The organism is Kitasatospora hibisci, from assembly GCF_043950205.1.
GTDB classification, from domain to species: domain Bacteria; phylum Actinomycetota; class Actinomycetes; order Streptomycetales; family Streptomycetaceae; genus Kitasatospora; species Kitasatospora hibisci.
The window spans coordinates 7,634,570-7,650,956 of sequence record NZ_CP171642.1; the positions used below are offsets into that span (position 1 = coordinate 7,634,570).

Consider the following 16,387-nt stretch of genomic DNA (forward strand, 5'->3'; position numbering starts at 1 on the left):
TAACCACTCAACCTGCAAGGACACCTGTCTGGTGAAGAAGATATCGCGTCGTCGTACCGCCTCCCGCACCTCCGGCGGGCGCTGGACCAGGTTGGACGCTCGGGTGGGTGGGGTGGACGGGTCGCTGACCGAGAACGGCGGCCTGGTGCTGGTGGCCGAGCTGGACCGGGTGCTGGGGGTCACGGCCGCTCTTGATGCCGGGATCGGGCCGGTCAAGGTACGTGATCGGGGCCTGTCGGGTGGGGAGTTTGCGCTGGCAACGGCGGTGGTTCAGCTGACCGGCGAGGACCACCTGGTCGGCTTCGACCGGCTGCGCGCGGACGTGGTGGGCGAGGGGCTGCTGCCCGCGCCACTCCCGGCCGCGACCACCGCCGCCACCTTGGCGGCACGCTTCGGCCAGGTGCAGCGCGAGGGCATCGAGACCGCGTGCGCCAAGGTCACCGCCCGCGCGCTCGCCGCGCTGCCGGCCAGGGATCGGGCCCCGATCCTGTCCGGGTCGGTCACTATCGACCTGGACGCCAAGGACGTCGAGGTGTTCTCCACCCGCAAGGAACGGGTCGTCCGCTCCTACAAGGGCGAGGTCTCGGGGCGGGTGCACGCCGCGCACTGGGCCCAGGCCGGCACCGTCCTGGCCGCCGATCTCCTCGACGGCCGCTCGGACGGCCGCACCGTCGCCCCTGCCCAGATCGACCGGGCCGTGGACGCCGTGCGCACGGCCGGAGCCACCGGGCAGATCCTGATCCAGGGCGATACGGGCTACTACGCGGGGAGGGTCGCCGAGAAGATCGTCGCCCGCCGGGCGCTGTTCAGGCTTGCCGTACCGCGAAGCCGACCGCTGTGGCGGGCGGTGGCCGCCGTGCACGTCGACGACTGGATCGACGCCCTGGACTACCCGGCCGCGCAGGTCGCACTGTTGGACTACGCGCCACCCGGCTGGCCCGAAGGCACCCGGGTGATCGCGCGACGGGTGCGCTACGACGCCGCCGAACTGTCCGCCGACCCGCGCTCGCGCCGCTCGCGCACCGTCGGCAAGGACCAGCTCGCCCTGGTCCTGGAAGGCCTGGAGGAACAGGCATACGCCTACTCGTTCATCGCCACCAACGAGCCGTTGGACCTGGACGAGGAGGTCGCGGTGGCGGAGTGGGAGTTCCGCCGCCGCACCAGGATCGAGGAACTGTTCCGCGACACCGCGCACGGAGCCGGACTCAACCACCTGCCGTCCGGCTCCCACGCCGTCAACAGCATGTGGATGTGGGGCGCGCTGCTGGCCTACAACCTCACCGCCTGGCTGCAGACGCTCGCCCCGATCGGCCGGGCCCGCCGCCGCATCGCCACCGTGCGACGGCTGCTGATCCGCCGCGCCGCCCGCTGGACCACGACCGCCCGCCGCCACGAACTCCACTTCACCGCCGAAGCCCGCGAGCTGATCGCCAACACGCTGGCCCGGATTCGAGCCCACCGGCACCTGACGGCCACCTGACCTACCGCCCCTACCGGCCCGAACCACCCATCCCCGCCCTGGAAAGCCGTCCACCCGGCACGACAGCCGGACCGTCGGCCTACCCGGAAACCCTGAACCCGGGCCAACGGCCAGCACAGAGATCAACTGACGGACCGTCGGCCACTACCTGCGGATTCGGGTCTGAGCTCCCCCTCCTGCCCCGCCCCCTCTCCACCACGTAAGGAAGCCGCTGTGCAGGAACCCGTTGTGCCGCCCTCCACCGCACTCACCCCCGAGCAGGCCCACCCACGCCTGTCCACTCTCACCGTCGTCGACGTCCGCACCCCCGGCGAGTACGCGGCCGGCCACGTCCCCGGCGCGCTGAACGTCCCGCTCGACCAGCTCGCCCGGGCCCTGCCCGCGCTGCGCGAGGCCGCCGGGCGCGGCGGGCTGCTGGTGGTCTGCGCCTCGGGGGCCCGCTCCGGCCGCGCCTGCACGGAGCTCGCCGCCGCCGGTATACCGGCCGCCACGCTCGTCGGCGGCACGTCCGCCTGGGCCGCCACCGGGCACGCCGTCCACCGTCCCGAGGACGCACCCGCCGAGACACCATGGCCGATGGACCGTCAGGTCCGTTTCACCGCAGGCGGCCTGGTGCTGGCCGGCCTGCTCGTCGACCCGGTGCTGCCCGGTACGCGCTGGTTCTCGGCCGCGGTCGGCGCGGGCCTGCTGTACTCCGCCGCCACCAACAGCTGTGCGATGGGCGCGATGCTGTCGCGTCTCCCGTACAACCGCCCGCGCCCCGGCCACCGCCACGACCTGGCCGCCACCCTGGCCGCCCTCGGCGCGGGGCGCTCCGAGCCGGGTGCGCCCAGCGGGTCGTGACGCCGGGCTGCTCGTCCGTACGCAGCGGCGCCCCGGCCCGGTGGCCGGGGCGCCGTGGGGTGCGGTGCCGGAGCGTCAGCTCCGGCTGGCGCGACGGCGGCTGACGGCGACGAGTGCGGCGCCGGCGGCGACGGCCGCGGCGGCGCCGCCGGCCTCCCAGCCGAGGCCGTCCGCGCCGGTGGCGGCGAGCTGGCCGGTGCCGGTGGTGCCGGTGGTGCCGGTGAAGACCGGGGCAGGGGCGGTGACCGGGTTGGAGACGGTGGTCACGGCGGCGGTCTGCGCGCTCCGGGTGCCGGCCTGTTCCTGCGCGGCGGTGGCGCTCTGGGGCCGGGGCTGCTGTTCGCCCGTCTTCTCCTGTGTGGCCCTGGCGGCGGCCGCGGCGGCCGTGGCGGCCTCGTCCTCGGCGCGGGCGGTGTACTGGCCCTCCTTCAGGAAGTACAGGATGTCCCCGTAGGTCCCGCTGAACGCCTTGTCGGCGGCCTTGCGGACGGCGGGGCCACCGGCGCCCCCGATCCGGGCGGCCTTGACGCGGTTGTCGTCCTGCCGCTGCTTCTCCAGCTCCACCTGGAGGAAGTGGCGGAAGTCGGCGGCGGTGCCCTTGAGGGCCTTCTCGGCGGCTTCGCGGACGCCGGGGCCGGTCTCCTTGTCGGCGAGGATGCGCTCGATCTCGGCGCGGTCCTGGTCCTCGGCGCGGGCGGTGTACTGGCCCTCCTTGAGGAAGCGGACGACATCCGCGTAGGTGCCGTCGAGCGCCTTGCTCGCCGCTCGCTGGACGGCAGGGCCGCCCTGGGCCATGATCCGGGAGAGCCTGACGCGGTCGTCGTCCTGCTGGGCCCTCTGCATCTCAACCGTCAGGAACTGCCGCAGGTCGGCGGCGGTGCCCTTGAGGGCCTTCTCGGCGGCTTCGCGGACGCCGCGGCCGGTCTCCTTGTCGGCGAGGATGCGCTCGATCTCGGCGCGGTCCTGGTCCTCGGCGCGGGCGGTGTACTGGCCCTCCTTGAGGAAGCGGACGACATCCGCGTAGGTGCCGTCGAGCGCCTTGCTCGCCGCTCGCTGGACGGCAGGGCCGCCCTGGGCCATGATCCGGGAGAGCCTGACGCGGTCGTCGTCCTGCTGGGCCCTCTGCATCTCAACCGTCAGGAACTGCCGCAGGTCGGCGGCGGTGCCCTTGAGGGCCTTCTCGGCGGCTTCGCGGACGCCGCGGCCGGTCTCCTTGTCGGCGAGGATGCGCTCGATCTCGGCGCGATCGCTCTTCTCCTGGGCGGTGACGTGATCGTCGGCGGCGTCGGACATGGTGTCGGGGCCGGTGACGCCGGCGGGCTGCGGGTTGTCGGCGGCGGAGGCCGGCGACTGGAGCAGAACGGGCGCCAGCACGGCAGCCGCGATGACCGCCGAGACCTTGGGCAACTTCATGCGCGAAACCTGCTTCATGTGGAGCGATCGTGAACGCACGTCAGCATAGATCGTTTGACACTGTCGTCATACCGACGAGTTCTGTGACAGGCGGGCGCCGAGGAGCTCTTGGAGCGCGGCGGTTGCCCCCCGAGATCCGGCGGACGGAGTACGGCGTTCCGCACATCCGGGCGCGCGACTCCGGCGGCCGCGGGTACTTGAGAGGCGTTCGCGCAGGACAACCTGGGCCAGCCGGCCGACCCCGTGGTGTGGCTGCCGGACCACCTGCCCCGGCATCCCGCCCTCACAGGGATCCAGCACTGATAGGAGTCTGTGATCTTGGAAATGTGAAGGCGCTTGGCGCCGCGCGACTGGTGCGGAACCAGGCTTCGCCCTGGCCTCCGTCGCCGGGCTCCCGGCCCCCCTCGTCGGGTCGGGGTTGGGAACGGGGTTCTGAACTGACTGTTGACCACGACTGGCACTGGTGCGAGTCCGCTTCTGGCGCGAGGCCGGTTCGGCCTGAGGTGCTGGTGAGGTCGCGTATTCAACCGTCGCCAGTTCTCCGTGGAACGGACTTCGCCGGTGGTCGTGTGCGGTCGCCGGGGGCGTACGTCTCATGGGCGAGCTGAACCCGGCGGGGCCGCACCGGGGCTGCTGACCGCGGGCGTGGGCAGTCGGTTTCGTATTCTCGTGCCGCCGGAGAGGAATCCGGGGACCGGGAGGGGAAGCTGATGGCGTTCGGAAGGAACAGGCGGGACGAGCCTTTCGAGGCGGTGCACTGGGACGAGATCACCCAGTTCACGGTGGGCAGGATGACGAGACACACGGTCCGCAAGTCGAAGCGGGGCGAAGGCGCCCACGCGGTCCGGTTCATGAGGAAGCGCGGGGGCGACGAGTACATGGTCCCCGGCGTCTACATCGTCCCCGTGGAGCCTGCCGGACCGCTGTCAAAGGGTGGTTTCCGGCTCTTCGAGGGCGAGGGCAACCGGCAGCTGCTGTGCACGGTGCTCCCGGACCGCTCCGACCGCTACCCGGTGACGGATGCCACCGGCCGGGAGTTCGGCGCGGTCCGTCGCACCCCGGTCGCGAAGCGGCTCGCCCAGCACGGCCTGTGGATGGAACAGCATGGGCATCCGGCCGTCGTGGCGCCCCGCAACTGGGCGAGGGGCGGCCCGGGGGCGGCCTTGGGGCGCGGGGTGGGCCATGTCCTCGACGGGGTCGTCGACTCCCTGCTGTCCTTCGGGTCCGATGAAGCATCGGACTCCGGGGCGAACCTCAAGCCGGTCGTCTGGGCGGTGGGCGCCGAGGCGGAGGAGGCGGACAGGGAGTACGGGGAAGCGGTGCTGACCTTCCCGCGCAGCACCGACAGCCGGCGCTGGTACTTCGTCGAGCGGGATGGCTGGCTGGACAAGCGCCTCGCCTTCGCGCTGGCGGTACTGCGCGAGAGCGAGACCTTCGGTGCCGACCGCCGCTGAGCGGTACCCGGGCGTGGCCGGCGCGGTGGATGCGCGCGGGTAGCCTTGTCCGTATCACCGACGATCACCTGTTCCGAGCCTCCATGCAGGCCCCACACCGGATGCCGCGAAGACCTGCAGGCGTTAGCACAAGTCGCCCAGGCAGTGAGAACCGTTCTCGTAGCGTGGCTCGCCGTCGTGGACGAGGCCGCGGCCGACCAACGACCCGGTCGGCGATTGAGGTTGGGGCGTGCCGGCCACTCGGGTCGGCTGACGGGTGATCAGTAGGTCGCCTGTCGGGCGAGCGCCAGTTCGGTGCTCGGCCTGCGGCGGGTCGGCCCGGCGGGCTGCGCGGTCGGAGACCGGCGAGGCGATCGCGCGGTGGGTCATGCCGGGCCCGGTTCGAGCGTGAGCTGGCGCCCTCCGCGGCGGCCCCGGGCACGGGCGGCGGCGCGTCCGCCGCTCGCGGTGAGCGCGATCGGCTCACGCCGGAGTTCGGCAAGCACGGACAGGACTGCGGGCACGCTCGCGACTGACGCCGGTTGCCGTGCGGACGATCGCCGGATTTAATGAATGAACGGGCATTTATTAATGAGGGAGTGGCGGTGGCCGGACGTCCCCGAGGGGTCGAGGATGTAGTGATCTTGCGTGCGGCGGCCGAGGTGATCGGCCGGGTGGGTCCTGCAGGGCTGACGCTGGCTGCCGTGGCTCGCGAGGTCGGGCTGGTGCCCGGCACCCTCGTGCAGCGGTTCGGATCCAAGCGCGGCCTGCTGGTGGCACTCGCCGAGCAGTCCGCGAAGGATGCGGACGTGCTCCACGGGCGGGTGCGGGAGGAACACGAATCGGTGCTCGGGGCGCTGGCTGCGCTGGTGGTGGAGTCCATGGTTCCGATGGCCACGCCTGAGAGCTTCGCGAACCACCTGGCGTTCCTGTGTACGGACCTCGCGGATCCGCAGCTCCACGAGCACGCCTTGGCCGTTCACCAGGCCCAGGGCCGGGTGATCCGGTCACTGCTGGCGGAGGCCGTCTCCGCACGCGAGCTCCGACCCGGGACGGACGTCGCAGCGTTGGCCGGGTCCGTCCAGGCGATCACCGCCGGCGCGGGCCTCACGTGGGCGCTCGATCGCCAAGGCACCCTCGCGCGGCGGCTCCGGCAAGAGCTCGACAACGTACTGGCCCCGCACATCCCGCCCCGCCGCAGTCACGACCTGGAGGAATCATGATGACCGCCACACGGCCGTTGGCAGGGAAGGTGGCCCTGGTCGCCGGCGGTACCCGAGGCGGCGGGCGGGGTATCGCCGGTGAGCTCGGGGCAGCCGGCGCGACGGTGTACGTCACCGGCCGCAGCACCATGGCCGCACGCTCCGACCTGGACCGCCCGGAAACCATCGAGGAGACCGCCGAGAAGGTCACCGCTGCCGGCGGCCTCGGCATCCCCGTCCGCACCGACCACAGCCGCCCGGAGGAAGTCCGTGCCCTGGTCGACCGGATCGCGACCGAACAGGACGGGCGGCTCGACGTCCTGGTCAACTCCGTGTGGGGCGGGGACCGGCTGACGGACTGGACGCACCCGTTGTGGGAACAGGACCTCGATACCGGACTCCGGCTGCTGCGACGGGCGGTGGAGACCCACGTGATCACCAGCCGGTTCGCACTTCCGTTGATGGTCGCCCGCAGGAGCGGTCTGGTCGTGGAGGTCACCGACGGAAACACCGCCCGCTACCGGGGCTCGTTCTTCTACGACCTCGCGAAGTCCGCGGTGATCCGCCTCGCCGTCGCGCAGGCCGCCGAGTTGAAGGCGCACGAGATCGCGGCCGTTGCGATCACACCGGGCTTCCTGCGCTCGGAGGCCATGCTGGAGCACTTCGGAGTGACCGAGGCCAACTGGCGGGACGGTGCGGCCAAGGACCCGGACTTCGCCCATTCCGAGACCCCCGCCTACCTGGGCCGTGCGGTTGCCGCGCTGGCCGCCGACCCTGACGTCATGGCCAAGAGCGGGCGGGCCCTGGCCACCTGGGACCTTTACAAGGAATACGGGTTCACCGACGCCGACGGCACACAGCCGGACTTCGCCGCCCACTGGGCCGACTCCTTGGAGCAGGATCACGGGCCGCTGGGAGACCCTCTGTGACACCGCAGCGCAACGCGCCAGCGTGATCCTGTACCGAAGTCCCCTACCGGCGCCCGGCCGCTCTTCGCCGTCTTCTCCGCGCCGCGGCCGGCCACCACGCCCTCCGGCAGCTCCACGGCCCGCCGCACGAAGTCGACCACCGTCTCCGTGACCCCTCCCACCGCGGAACGCACCCCCATCCGTCGGCAGGACTTCAGCACCAGCAGCGCGAGCCGGTGCCCGTCCGAGTCCGTCCGGGCCGCCGCCCACTCCATCTCCTGCCGGTTCGTCGCGAAGAACAGGAGCTCACGCACGGTGATCAGCCGCTTGAATCGCGGATACGCGGTCCGCTCGACCGAGGCCATCCCGAAGCCCTGCAACCCGATACCGGGGACAGGTGGCGGCTGGCAGTGGTAGGTGTCCGGCGGGCCGGATCGGGGCTTCGAGATCACGTCATGGACCCCTTCTGCACGTACCTTGGCCGGACCCCTTACACCTCCGAGGGCCGCCTCCGCAGCTCGGCGGCGCGCTGTCCGGGGCAGCGGGTAACCTCGCTGGGTCGGACGGAGGGGCAGGCATGGGCACAGGGCAGCAGACGGGCGGCGGGTGGATCTCCACCGGGTTGCAGTGGCGGGACGGGCGGCCGCTGCTCGGCGCCGTGCACGGGCGCCGGGCGCACGAGCGGGTGGCTGAGCCGGGCACGGTGGTCGGCTGGCTGCTCGGCGGGCCCCGGCGCTGCACCGGGGCCTGGCTGTCCGGTGCGACGGAGCGCACACCCTGCCCGCACCATGCCGAGATCGAGCCCGACGGCGGCGCCGTCCAGTGCGCCGCCTGCCAGAGCGTGGACCGGGGCCTCGCGCTGGCCCGGGACCAGATCCTCGACGACGGGCGCACCTACCGCCTCTACCTCGCCTGGTTCGGCGACGGTCTGCTGAAGGTGGGCCTGACCGCCGAGCAGCGCGGCACCAGCCGGCTGCTCGAACAGGGCGCGCTGGCCTGGACGTTCGCCGCCCGTGGCGCGCTGCCCGCCGTCCGCCGGGCCGAACTCACGATCGCGGCCTCGGGGCTGGCCCGGGAGCGGTTCAACGCCCGGACGAAGCCGGACCACTGGTGGGCGCCCGGCGACGCCGCGCACCGCCGGACGCTGCTGCTGGACGCCCGTGACGCGGCGCACCGGCTGCTGGCCGGCCACGCGGTCGAGCTGCTGGCCGACCACCCGGTCACCGACCACGTCGTGCTCTTCGGCCTGGCCGACGGCGCGCCGGCCGCCTACGGGCGGATCGAGACGCTGGCCCCGGGCGCGGTGGTCGCCGGGGCGCTGCGCCCGCCGGTCGGCCGCCACCTGTTCCTCGACCAGCCGGACGGCGGTGCGCCGCTCCTGCTCGACACCCGGCTGCTGACCGGGTGGACGCTCATCCAGGCCGCCGGCCGTCCGGCGTCGGGGCTGGTCGTGCGCTCGCGGGTGCGTCCCGAGGTGCCGGACACCCAGGAGGCGCTGTTCTGACGGCGCGCGGCCGACCGCCGCCGCTCCGGCCCACCGCTCCGGCCCACCGCCCGGGCGGCCGGCAGCCACCCCGCTCACGCCAGCTTGCCGCGCACCCCGCCCGGGCCGGAGCGCGCGCGGCGCGACGCCGGGGGCCGGGACGGGCGGACGTCGCTGCGGGCGGCCGGCTCGGCCTCTGCCGCCCGTGCGAGCGCGGCCCGCGCGGCGGCCAGTGCCACCCGCGCGAGCAGCGGGTCCTCGCGCACGCCCGCCGCGCGCTTGGCCGCCTGGCAGTGCGCGCACCAGACGGGCGAGGCGGGCCCGTCCGGGTACACCATGCCCTCCGGCGGTAGGTAGTGGGCGCCGCACTCGGCGCACTCGAAGACCATCCTCAACCGACGATCACCGTCCCGGATCCGTGGCACCGACCGCATGGTGACCAGAAGGTGTCGACCCTCGGCACCATGCTCCCTTCCTCGTCCAGCTCGACCGAGGCTTCGGTCTTCTGGGTCCCCCCGGACCCGCCACACCCGGTGCAGGCCTGAACCTCAGGCATATGACCCTCCTTGGCGCGGGGACCCACCGTAGCGCGAATTGCCGCGAACGGCGCCGATCCTGACGAACGACCACCCAGGTGGGGAGCGCACGCCCCGCCGGCGCGCGCCGCCCGTGCGACCTGGCCCGGTGCGTGCCGGCCCCGGACGCACCGGTGGGCCCCTCCCGTGCGGAAGGGGCCCACCGATGAACTCCGGTTTCAGCCCAGGGAACTGCGGAGGAACTCGCGGTTCATCGCCGCGATGCTCGGCAGGGGGATGCCCTTCGGGCAGGCGGTGGCGCACTCGCCGGTGTTGGTGCAGCCGCCGAAGCCCTCGGCGTCCATCGCGGCGACCATGTCCCGCACCCGGGACTTCCGCTCCGGCGCGCCCTGCGGCAGGACGTTGAGGTGGACCACCTTGGCGGAGGTGAACAGCATCGCCGAGCCGTTCGGGCAGGCGGCCACGCAGGCACCGCAGCCGATGCACTCGGCGTGCTCGAAGGCCGTGTCGGCGGCCTCCTTGGGCACCGGAGTGGCGTGCGCGTCGGGCGCGCTGCCGGTCGGGGCGGTGATGTAGCCGCCGGAGCCGATGATCCGGTCGAACGCCGAACGGTCCACCACCAGGTCCTTGACCACCGGGAAGGCCGAGGCCCGCCACGGCTCGACGTCGATGGTGTCGCCGTCCTCGAAGTGCCGCATGTGCAGCTGGCAGGTCGTGGTCCGCTCGGGGCCGTGGGCCTGGCCGTTGATGACCATGCCGCAGGCGCCGCAGATGCCCTCGCGGCAGTCGTGGTCGAAGGCGACGGGCGTGTCGCCGCGGGTGATCAGCTCCTCGTTGAGGGTGTCGAGCATCTCCAGGAAGGACATGTCGGGGCTGATCCCGGAGACCTTGTAGGTGGTCATCGAGCCGGGTGCGTCCGGGCCCGCCTGGCGCCAGATACGCAGGGTGAGGTTCATCGGAGACCTCCAAGGAGACCCCGGTCTTTGGGCCGGGGAGGAATCGGATCGCCCGCGTGACGGGCCGGGGGGAGGCAGGCTGCCGGCAGGGCGGAGCGCCGGGCCGGCAGCAGGAAGTCGTCCCACCGCCGCGCACAGGCGCAGCGGCTCAGCCGCGAGGCTGAGGGGAGTGCCCGTTCTCGGGGGTGGGGAGACGTCAAGCGTAGCTCCGCTGGGTGGGTTGGACGTGCTCGAATCCGAGCTCTTCGCGGTGGAGGACCGGTGCCGTGCCGGTGCCGGTGAACTCCCAGGCGGCGGCGTAGCTGTAGTCCTCGTCGCGCCGGGCGGCCTCGCCGTCCTCGGTCTGGCTCTCGGTGCGGAAGTGGCCGCCGCAGGACTCGGCCCGGTGCAGGGCGTCCAGGCACATCAGCTCGGCCAGCTCGAAGTAGTCGACCAGCCGGTTGGCCTTCTCCAGCGACTGGTTGAGCTCCTGGCCGGTGCCGGGAACCCTGATCCGGCGCCAGAACTCGTCCCGCAGCTTCGGGATCCGGTCGAGGGCGCGGCGCAGTCCGGCCGCGTCGCGGGCCATCCCGCACTCGTCCCAGAGGAGTTCGCCCAGCTCGCGGTGGAAGGAGTCGGGTGTCCGGTCGCCGTTCACCGCGAGGATGAGGTCGAGCCGGTCGGTCACCTCGGCCTCGGCGGCGGCGATCTCCCCGTGGTCCGCGGGGACGGCCGGAAGCGGGTTGCGGGCCAGGTAGTCGTTCAGGGTCGGCGGGAGGACGAAGTAGCCGTCCGCCAGGCCCTGCATCAGCGCGCTGGCACCGAGCCGGTTGGCGCCGTGGTCGGAGAAGTTGGCCTCGCCGATCGCGAACAGGCCCGGCACCGTGGTCTGCAGGTCGTAGTCGACCCAGAGGCCGCCCATGGTGTAGTGGATCGCCGGGTAGATCCGCATCGGCACCCGGTACGGGTCCTCGGCGGTGATCCGCTCGTACATCTCGAACAGGTTGCCGTACTTGGCGGCGACGGCGTCCCGGCCCATCCGGCGGATCGCGTCGGCGAAGTCCAGGTAGACGCCCTGGCCGCCGGGGCCGACGCCGCGGCCCTCGTCGCAGACGTTCTTGGCGGCCCGGGAGGCGATGTCGCGCGGCACCAGGTTGCCGAAGGAGGGGTAGATCCGCTCCAGGTAGTAGTCCCGCTCGGCCTCGGGGATCTCGGCCGGCGGCCGGGTGTCGCCCTTGGCCTTCGGCACCCAGATCCGGCCGTCGTTGCGCAGCGACTCGCTCATCAGGGTGAGCTTGGACTGGTGGTCGCCGGAGCGCGGGATGCAGGTCGGGTGGATCTGGGTGAAGCACGGGTTGGCGAAGTACGCGCCGCGCCGGTGCGCCCGCCAGACGGCGGTGGCGTTGGAGTTCTTGGCGTTGGTGGAGAGGTAGAAGACGTTGCCGTAGCCGCCGGTGGCGAGCACCACGGCGTCGGCGGTGTAGGTGGAGATCTCCCCGGTCACCAGGTCGCGGGCGACGATACCGCGCGCCCGGCCGTCGACCACGAGCAGGTCCAGCATCTCGGTGCGCGGGTGCATCTCGACGTTGCCGGCGGCGATCTGGCGCGACAGTGCCTGGTAGGCGCCGAGCAGCAGCTGCTGGCCCGTCTGGCCGCGGGCGTAGAAGGTGCGGGAGACCTGGACGCCGCCGAAGGAGCGGGTGTCGAGCAGGCCGCCGTACTCGCGGGCGAACGGGACCCCCTGCGCCACGCACTGGTCGATGATCTCCACCGACACCTGGGCGAGGCGGTGCACGTTGGACTCGCGGGCGCGGAAGTCGCCGCCCTTGACCGTGTCGTAGAAGAGCCGGCGGATCGAGTCACCGTCGTTGCGGTAGTTCTTGGCCGCGTTGATGCCGCCCTGTGCGGCGATCGAGTGGGCGCGCCGCGGGGAGTCCTGGAAGCAGAACTGCACCACGTGGTAGCCCTGTTCGGCAAGCGTGGCACCGGCCGCGCCGCCCGCCAGGCCGGTGCCGACGACGATCACGGTGTGCTTGCGACGGTTGGCCGGGTTGACCAGCTTGGCCTCGAACCGCCGCTGGTCCCAGCGCTGTTCGATCGGCCCTGCGGGGGCCTTGGCGTCGGCGATCGGAGCGCCGACGCCGTACTCGGCGTAGGAGATCTCGGTGTGCACGGCGCTCTCGCCGCTCTGCGCGCTCGGGGTGTTCACGGTGCTCAACTCACCACTCCGGTCATCACGGCCACGGGGACGGACAGGAAGCCCACGGTCAGCACCAGGGCGAGGCCGTTGGCGGCCAGCTTCAGCGCCTTCTCCCGGCGGGCGTTGGAGGCGCCCAGGGTCTGCGCGGCGCTCCAGAACCCGTGCCGGATGTGCAGGCCGACGGCGAGCATCGCGACGACGTAGATCACGCAGCTGTACCAGTTCGAGAACGACGCCACGATGTTCTGGTACGGCTTGCCGTGCTCCGCGTTGGGGTTCACGGTGAGCGTGGTCAGGTCCAGGATGTGCCAGACGATGAACAGCCCCAGGATCACCCCGCCCCAGCGCATCGTCCGGGTCGCGTAGCTCGCCTGCCGCCGCTTGTGCACGTACTTGCTCGGCCGGGCCGCGATGTCGCGCCGGCTCAGCTGGTACGCGGACACGCCGTGCAGCACCACGGCGGCCAGCAGGCCGGCGCGGGCGATCCACAGGAACCACTCGTACCGCAGGAACGGCTCGCCGAGGGTGCGAAGCCAGTGCGCGTAGCCGTTCAGCTCGTCCGGACCGAAGAAGATCTTCAGGTTGCCCAGCATGTGGGCGACCAGGTACAGCAGCATGACCAGTCCGCTGACGGCCATGACGGCCTTCTTGCCGACGGTCGACCGCCACAGCGTCACCAGTGTGGACGGGTGCCGGGCCGTCCGAGTCGCGGTTGTCATGGCGTCAACGGTAGGGACGGCCCGTCCAGTGCGTCCAAGACATGATGCGGCTCGCCGCGATAGCCGACACCTATCGTCCACGCCTATCCTGGCCGGGTGCAGCTCCAGCAACTCCGCTACTTCGTCGCGGTCGCCGAGACCCGCCACTTCACCCGGGCCGCCGAGGCGGCCCATGTCGCCCAGCCCTCGCTCTCCCAGCAGATCCGCTCCCTGGAGCGCGAGTTGGGTGCCGAACTGTTCCACCGCACCCGGGGCAACATCGCCCTCACCGACGCCGGCGACGCGCTGCTGCCCCTCGCCCGGCGCATCCTCGCCGACACCGAGAGCGCCCGGCTGGCCGTTCAGGAGACGGTCCAGCTGCGCCGAGGCCGGGTCCGGCTCGGGGCGCCGCCGAGCCTGTGCACCAGCCTGGTGCCGGACGTGCTGCGGGTTTTCCGGGACCGCTACCCGGGTGTGGCGCTGCTGGTCCGCGAGGGCGGCTCGCGCGACCTGGTCCGCACCCTGGCGGCGGGCGAGCTGGACCTCGCACTGATCATCACACCGCCGAGCGGCGAGGCGGCACCCGCTCTGGACGTGACCGAGCTGCTGCACGAGGAGCTGGTGCTGGTCTCCCGGTCGGTCGAGGGGCGGCGCCGCAAGGTACGGGTGGCGGAGCTGCGCGGGCGGCCCCTGGTGATGTTCCGAGAGGGCTACGACGTCCGCGAGGCGACGCTGGAGGCCTGCCGGGCGGCCGGGTTCGAGCCGGAGTTCGCGGTGCAGGGCGGCGAGATGGACGCGGTGCTCGGCTTCGTCGGGGCCGGGCTGGGGCCGGCCGTCGTGCCGGGCATGGTGGCGGCCCGCTCAGGGCTGGCCGTCACCCCGTTCGCCGGGCCCGGCCTGGGGCGGACCATCGCCGTGGCGCACGGCCGAGAGGTGCCGCTCACCCGGGCCTCGGCCGCGCTGCGCGAGACCCTGCTGGCCCACCTGCGCGACGCCGCCCGGGACGGCGACCTTCCGCCGGGCACCCGGCTGCTGCTGGCCTGACCGGGGCGCCGGCCCCGCGCCGCCGGGTCCGCCCTACCGGGCCGCCGGGTCCGCCGTACCCGACCGTTCGTACGAATGGTTGGCATGGTATGCGAAGCACCCGAATCGTGATCCGGAACCGCCACCGGCCCGGAACCCCGTGTTCACGGGCGTGCGTCCCGTGCAGTGACCGCGGTGCCGTATGGTGCGTCGCCGCAGAGCCGAGCAGGCAGTGACGGGCGAGCAGGAAATCACGGGGAGTACGACGCGATGGGCGACGGGAACCAGCTGGACGGCAGACCGGTCGGGGGCGACGGCGCCCCCGCCGGCGGCGCGCCGGAGATCGAGGACGAGCGCCGCTGGGAGCTCCCCGACTACCTCCACGAGCGGGAGCTCGGCGCAGGCGCCAGCGGCCGGGTCGTGCTCGCCCGCCACCGGGAGACCGGCACCCCGGTGGCGATCAAGTACCTGCACGGCTCCGTCGGCACCTCCGGCCTGCGCGAGGAGGCCGAGGTCCTCGCGGCCGTCGACTCCCCGCACGTCACCCGGCTCTACGAGTACGTGGAGGGCGAGCGCGGCTCGGCCATCGTGATGGAGCTGGTGGACGGCATAGCGCTGCGCGACCTGCTCCGCGCCGAGGGCGCCACCACCCCGGAGGCCGCCCTGGTGGTCCTGAAGGGCTCGCTGCTGGGCCTGGCCGCCGCCCACGAGGCCGGGGTGGTGCACCGCGACTACAAGCCCGCCAACGTCCTGGTCGACACGGCCGGCACCTCCAAGCTGGTCGACTTCGGCATCGCGGTGGCCCGCGGGGAGGAGGGCGACGTCTCGGGGACGCCCGCCTACATGCCGCCCGAGCAGTGGGCGGGGCGCCCCGCCGCGCCCGCCGGCGACGTCTACGCCGCCACCGTCACGTTCTTCGAGTGCCTGACCGGCGCCCGCCCCTACGCCGGCACCACGATCGCCGAGCTCGCCGTCCAGCACACCGAGGCCCCGATCCCGGCCGAGCAGGCGCCGGACCCGGTCCGCCCGCTGATCCTCGCCGGCCTGGCCAAGGACCCGGCGGACCGCCCCGGCAGCGCGGCCGCCCTGGTCGAGGAGCTGGAGGCCGTCGCGACGGCTGCGTACGGGCCGGACTGGGAGGAGAGGGGCTGTCTCGACCTGGTCGCGCTGGTGGCCCTGCTCGCCCTGTTGCTGCCCGGTGCCGGCGGCGCCGCCGGCGGCACCGCGCTGGCCCACACCGCCCTGGGCGGCGGGGGCGCGGTCGGTACGGAGGCTGCCGGCACCGTGCTCACGGCGGGAGTGGACGCCGGGGCCGGCACCGCTCCGACGGCCCCGGTCCGGGAGACGCTGGTCCGCCGCGGCGTGCGTCTCGGCAGCCGCGGCAAGGCACTCGCCGGGGTCGTGGCCGGGACCCTGACCCTGGCCACCCTGGCAGGCATGGCGATGGCGGGTGCCGCCGACGGCGGTGCCCACACGGTCACCGGCGGCGCGGCCCCCGAAGCCACCACCACGCTCGGCACCACCGACCCGACCGGCGGACCGTCGCCGGCCGCGAGCAGCGCGACGGACACCCCGTCCACCTCCCCGTCCGCCTCCCCGTCCGCCTCGACGGGCACGCCGTCGGCCTCCGCGAGCCCGAGTGCCACCGCCACGGCGGGTTCCCCGACGGCCGGGCCCTCCGGGTTCTCACCGACCGCCGGGCCGCCGACCACCAAGGGCGCCCCGCCGGCCACCGGAGCCCCCGCGCCCGGGCAGTCGACCCCGCCGCCCGCCGGCCCGGACTCGCCGCCCCCGACCGCCCCGACCGCCGGCCCGACCGCCTCCACGACCGTCGTCGCACCGACGCCGGTCGTCACCCCCACGCCGACCCCGACCGTGGCGCCGGCCACCCTCGCGGTCAGTACGGTGAACGTGGACGCGCTGACCTGTAGCGGCCGTTGGAGCCTGAGCGCGACGGTCACGGTGGTCGCCCAGGGCACCGGACGCGGGACGCTGACGCTGAGCTGGTACCACACCTCCGGCGGACGGTCGGTCACCGTCGCGACCGACACGGTGGTGATCCAGGGCGGTCGTGCCACCGTCACCCGGGCGCACGACTTCGGCTCGGCCGACACCTTCCCGACCTGGGGCGTGCGGATCGGCACCAGCCCGGCGGCGGCCAAGCCGGGCAAGACGACGGCCGAGACGGCGGCCTACCTCTGCGACCCGCCCCGCTGAGCCCGTCCCGCTGAGC

The 16,387-nt window shown here is 73.3% G+C and carries 14 protein-coding genes; 8 read left to right on the forward strand and 6 right to left on the reverse strand.

Translation table 11 applies throughout. The features are described from left to right. Positions 1 to 31 precede the first annotated feature (31 nt). Positions 32 to 1,480 (forward strand): IS1380 family transposase, encoded by a 1,449-nt coding sequence (locus ACF9IK_RS33215; RefSeq protein ID WP_395292754.1) that lies wholly within the window; start codon positions 32 to 34, stop codon positions 1,478 to 1,480. 213 nt (positions 1,481 to 1,693) lie between these two features. Beyond that, positions 1,694 to 2,323: a rhodanese-like domain-containing protein gene (locus tag ACF9IK_RS33220; RefSeq protein ID WP_395297773.1), complete on the forward strand. Its 630-nt coding sequence runs from the start codon at positions 1,694 to 1,696 to the stop codon at positions 2,321 to 2,323. A 75-nt stretch (positions 2,324 to 2,398) separates the two neighbouring features. On the opposite strand, the gene ACF9IK_RS33225 is transcribed toward ACF9IK_RS33220, so the two are convergent. Continuing rightward, on the reverse strand, positions 2,399 to 3,736 hold the full coding sequence (locus ACF9IK_RS33225; RefSeq protein ID WP_395297774.1) for an ALF repeat-containing protein: 1,338 nt from the start codon (positions 3,734 to 3,736) through the stop codon (positions 2,399 to 2,401). Between the two features lie 710 nt (positions 3,737 to 4,446). Between ACF9IK_RS33225 and ACF9IK_RS33230 the strand changes: the two genes are divergently transcribed. The 3 genes from ACF9IK_RS33230 to ACF9IK_RS33240 all read left to right on the forward strand — a co-directional run bounded on the left by ACF9IK_RS33230 (position 4,447) and on the right by ACF9IK_RS33240 (position 7,300). Further along, complete coding sequence (locus ACF9IK_RS33230; RefSeq protein WP_395297775.1) at positions 4,447 to 5,190, forward strand: hypothetical protein; 744 nt, start codon at positions 4,447 to 4,449, stop codon at positions 5,188 to 5,190. Positions 5,191 to 5,774: 584 nt separating this feature from the next. Further along, on the forward strand, positions 5,775 to 6,392 hold the full coding sequence (locus ACF9IK_RS33235; RefSeq protein ID WP_395297776.1) for a TetR/AcrR family transcriptional regulator: 618 nt from the start codon (positions 5,775 to 5,777) through the stop codon (positions 6,390 to 6,392). Next, the gene (locus tag ACF9IK_RS33240; RefSeq protein ID WP_395297777.1) at positions 6,389 to 7,300 is read left to right on the forward strand and encodes an SDR family oxidoreductase; all 912 of its coding nucleotides are present in this window, start codon (positions 6,389 to 6,391) and stop codon (positions 7,298 to 7,300) included. Before ACF9IK_RS33235 ends, ACF9IK_RS33240 begins: the two co-directional genes overlap by 4 nt. Here ACF9IK_RS33240 and ACF9IK_RS33245 read toward each other — a convergent pair. Further along, complete coding sequence (locus ACF9IK_RS33245; RefSeq protein ID WP_395297778.1) at positions 7,273 to 7,731, reverse strand: DUF4158 domain-containing protein; 459 nt, start codon at positions 7,729 to 7,731, stop codon at positions 7,273 to 7,275. The genes ACF9IK_RS33240 and ACF9IK_RS33245 overlap by 28 nt on opposite strands. A 125-nt stretch (positions 7,732 to 7,856) precedes the next feature. Between ACF9IK_RS33245 and ACF9IK_RS33250 the strand changes: the two genes are divergently transcribed. Then, positions 7,857 to 8,783, forward strand: a complete 927-nt coding sequence (locus tag ACF9IK_RS33250) for a DUF2797 domain-containing protein (protein WP_395297779.1) — start codon at positions 7,857 to 7,859, stop codon at positions 8,781 to 8,783. Between the two features lie 74 nt (positions 8,784 to 8,857). Here ACF9IK_RS33250 and ACF9IK_RS33255 read toward each other — a convergent pair whose 3' ends face one another. The 4 genes from ACF9IK_RS33255 to ACF9IK_RS33270 all read right to left on the reverse strand — a co-directional run bounded on the left by ACF9IK_RS33255 (position 8,858) and on the right by ACF9IK_RS33270 (position 13,152). Next, positions 8,858 to 9,187, reverse strand: a complete 330-nt coding sequence (locus ACF9IK_RS33255) for a hypothetical protein (RefSeq protein ID WP_395297780.1) — start codon at positions 9,185 to 9,187, stop codon at positions 8,858 to 8,860. A 329-nt stretch (positions 9,188 to 9,516) separates the two neighbouring features. Then, the gene (locus tag ACF9IK_RS33260) at positions 9,517 to 10,254 is read right to left on the reverse strand and encodes a succinate dehydrogenase/fumarate reductase iron-sulfur subunit (protein ID WP_395297781.1); all 738 of its coding nucleotides are present in this window, start codon (positions 10,252 to 10,254) and stop codon (positions 9,517 to 9,519) included. A 196-nt stretch (positions 10,255 to 10,450) separates the two neighbouring features. Continuing rightward, on the reverse strand, positions 10,451 to 12,394 hold the full coding sequence (locus tag ACF9IK_RS33265) for a fumarate reductase/succinate dehydrogenase flavoprotein subunit (protein WP_395298752.1): 1,944 nt from the start codon (positions 12,392 to 12,394) through the stop codon (positions 10,451 to 10,453). Positions 12,395 to 12,447: 53 nt separating this feature from the next. Further along, positions 12,448 to 13,152 (reverse strand): succinate dehydrogenase cytochrome b subunit, encoded by a 705-nt coding sequence (locus tag ACF9IK_RS33270; RefSeq protein WP_395297782.1) that lies wholly within the window; start codon positions 13,150 to 13,152, stop codon positions 12,448 to 12,450. A 96-nt stretch (positions 13,153 to 13,248) separates the two neighbouring features. Between ACF9IK_RS33270 and ACF9IK_RS33275 the strand changes: the two genes are divergently transcribed. Both ACF9IK_RS33275 and ACF9IK_RS33280 read left to right on the forward strand, forming a co-directional pair. Next, the gene (locus ACF9IK_RS33275) at positions 13,249 to 14,175 is read left to right on the forward strand and encodes a LysR family transcriptional regulator (protein ID WP_395297783.1); all 927 of its coding nucleotides are present in this window, start codon (positions 13,249 to 13,251) and stop codon (positions 14,173 to 14,175) included. Positions 14,176 to 14,424: 249 nt separating this feature from the next. Then, positions 14,425 to 16,371, forward strand: coding sequence for a serine/threonine-protein kinase (locus ACF9IK_RS33280; RefSeq protein WP_395297784.1), 1,947 nt, complete (start codon positions 14,425 to 14,427; stop codon positions 16,369 to 16,371). The last annotated feature ends 16 nt before the right edge of the window (positions 16,372 to 16,387 follow it).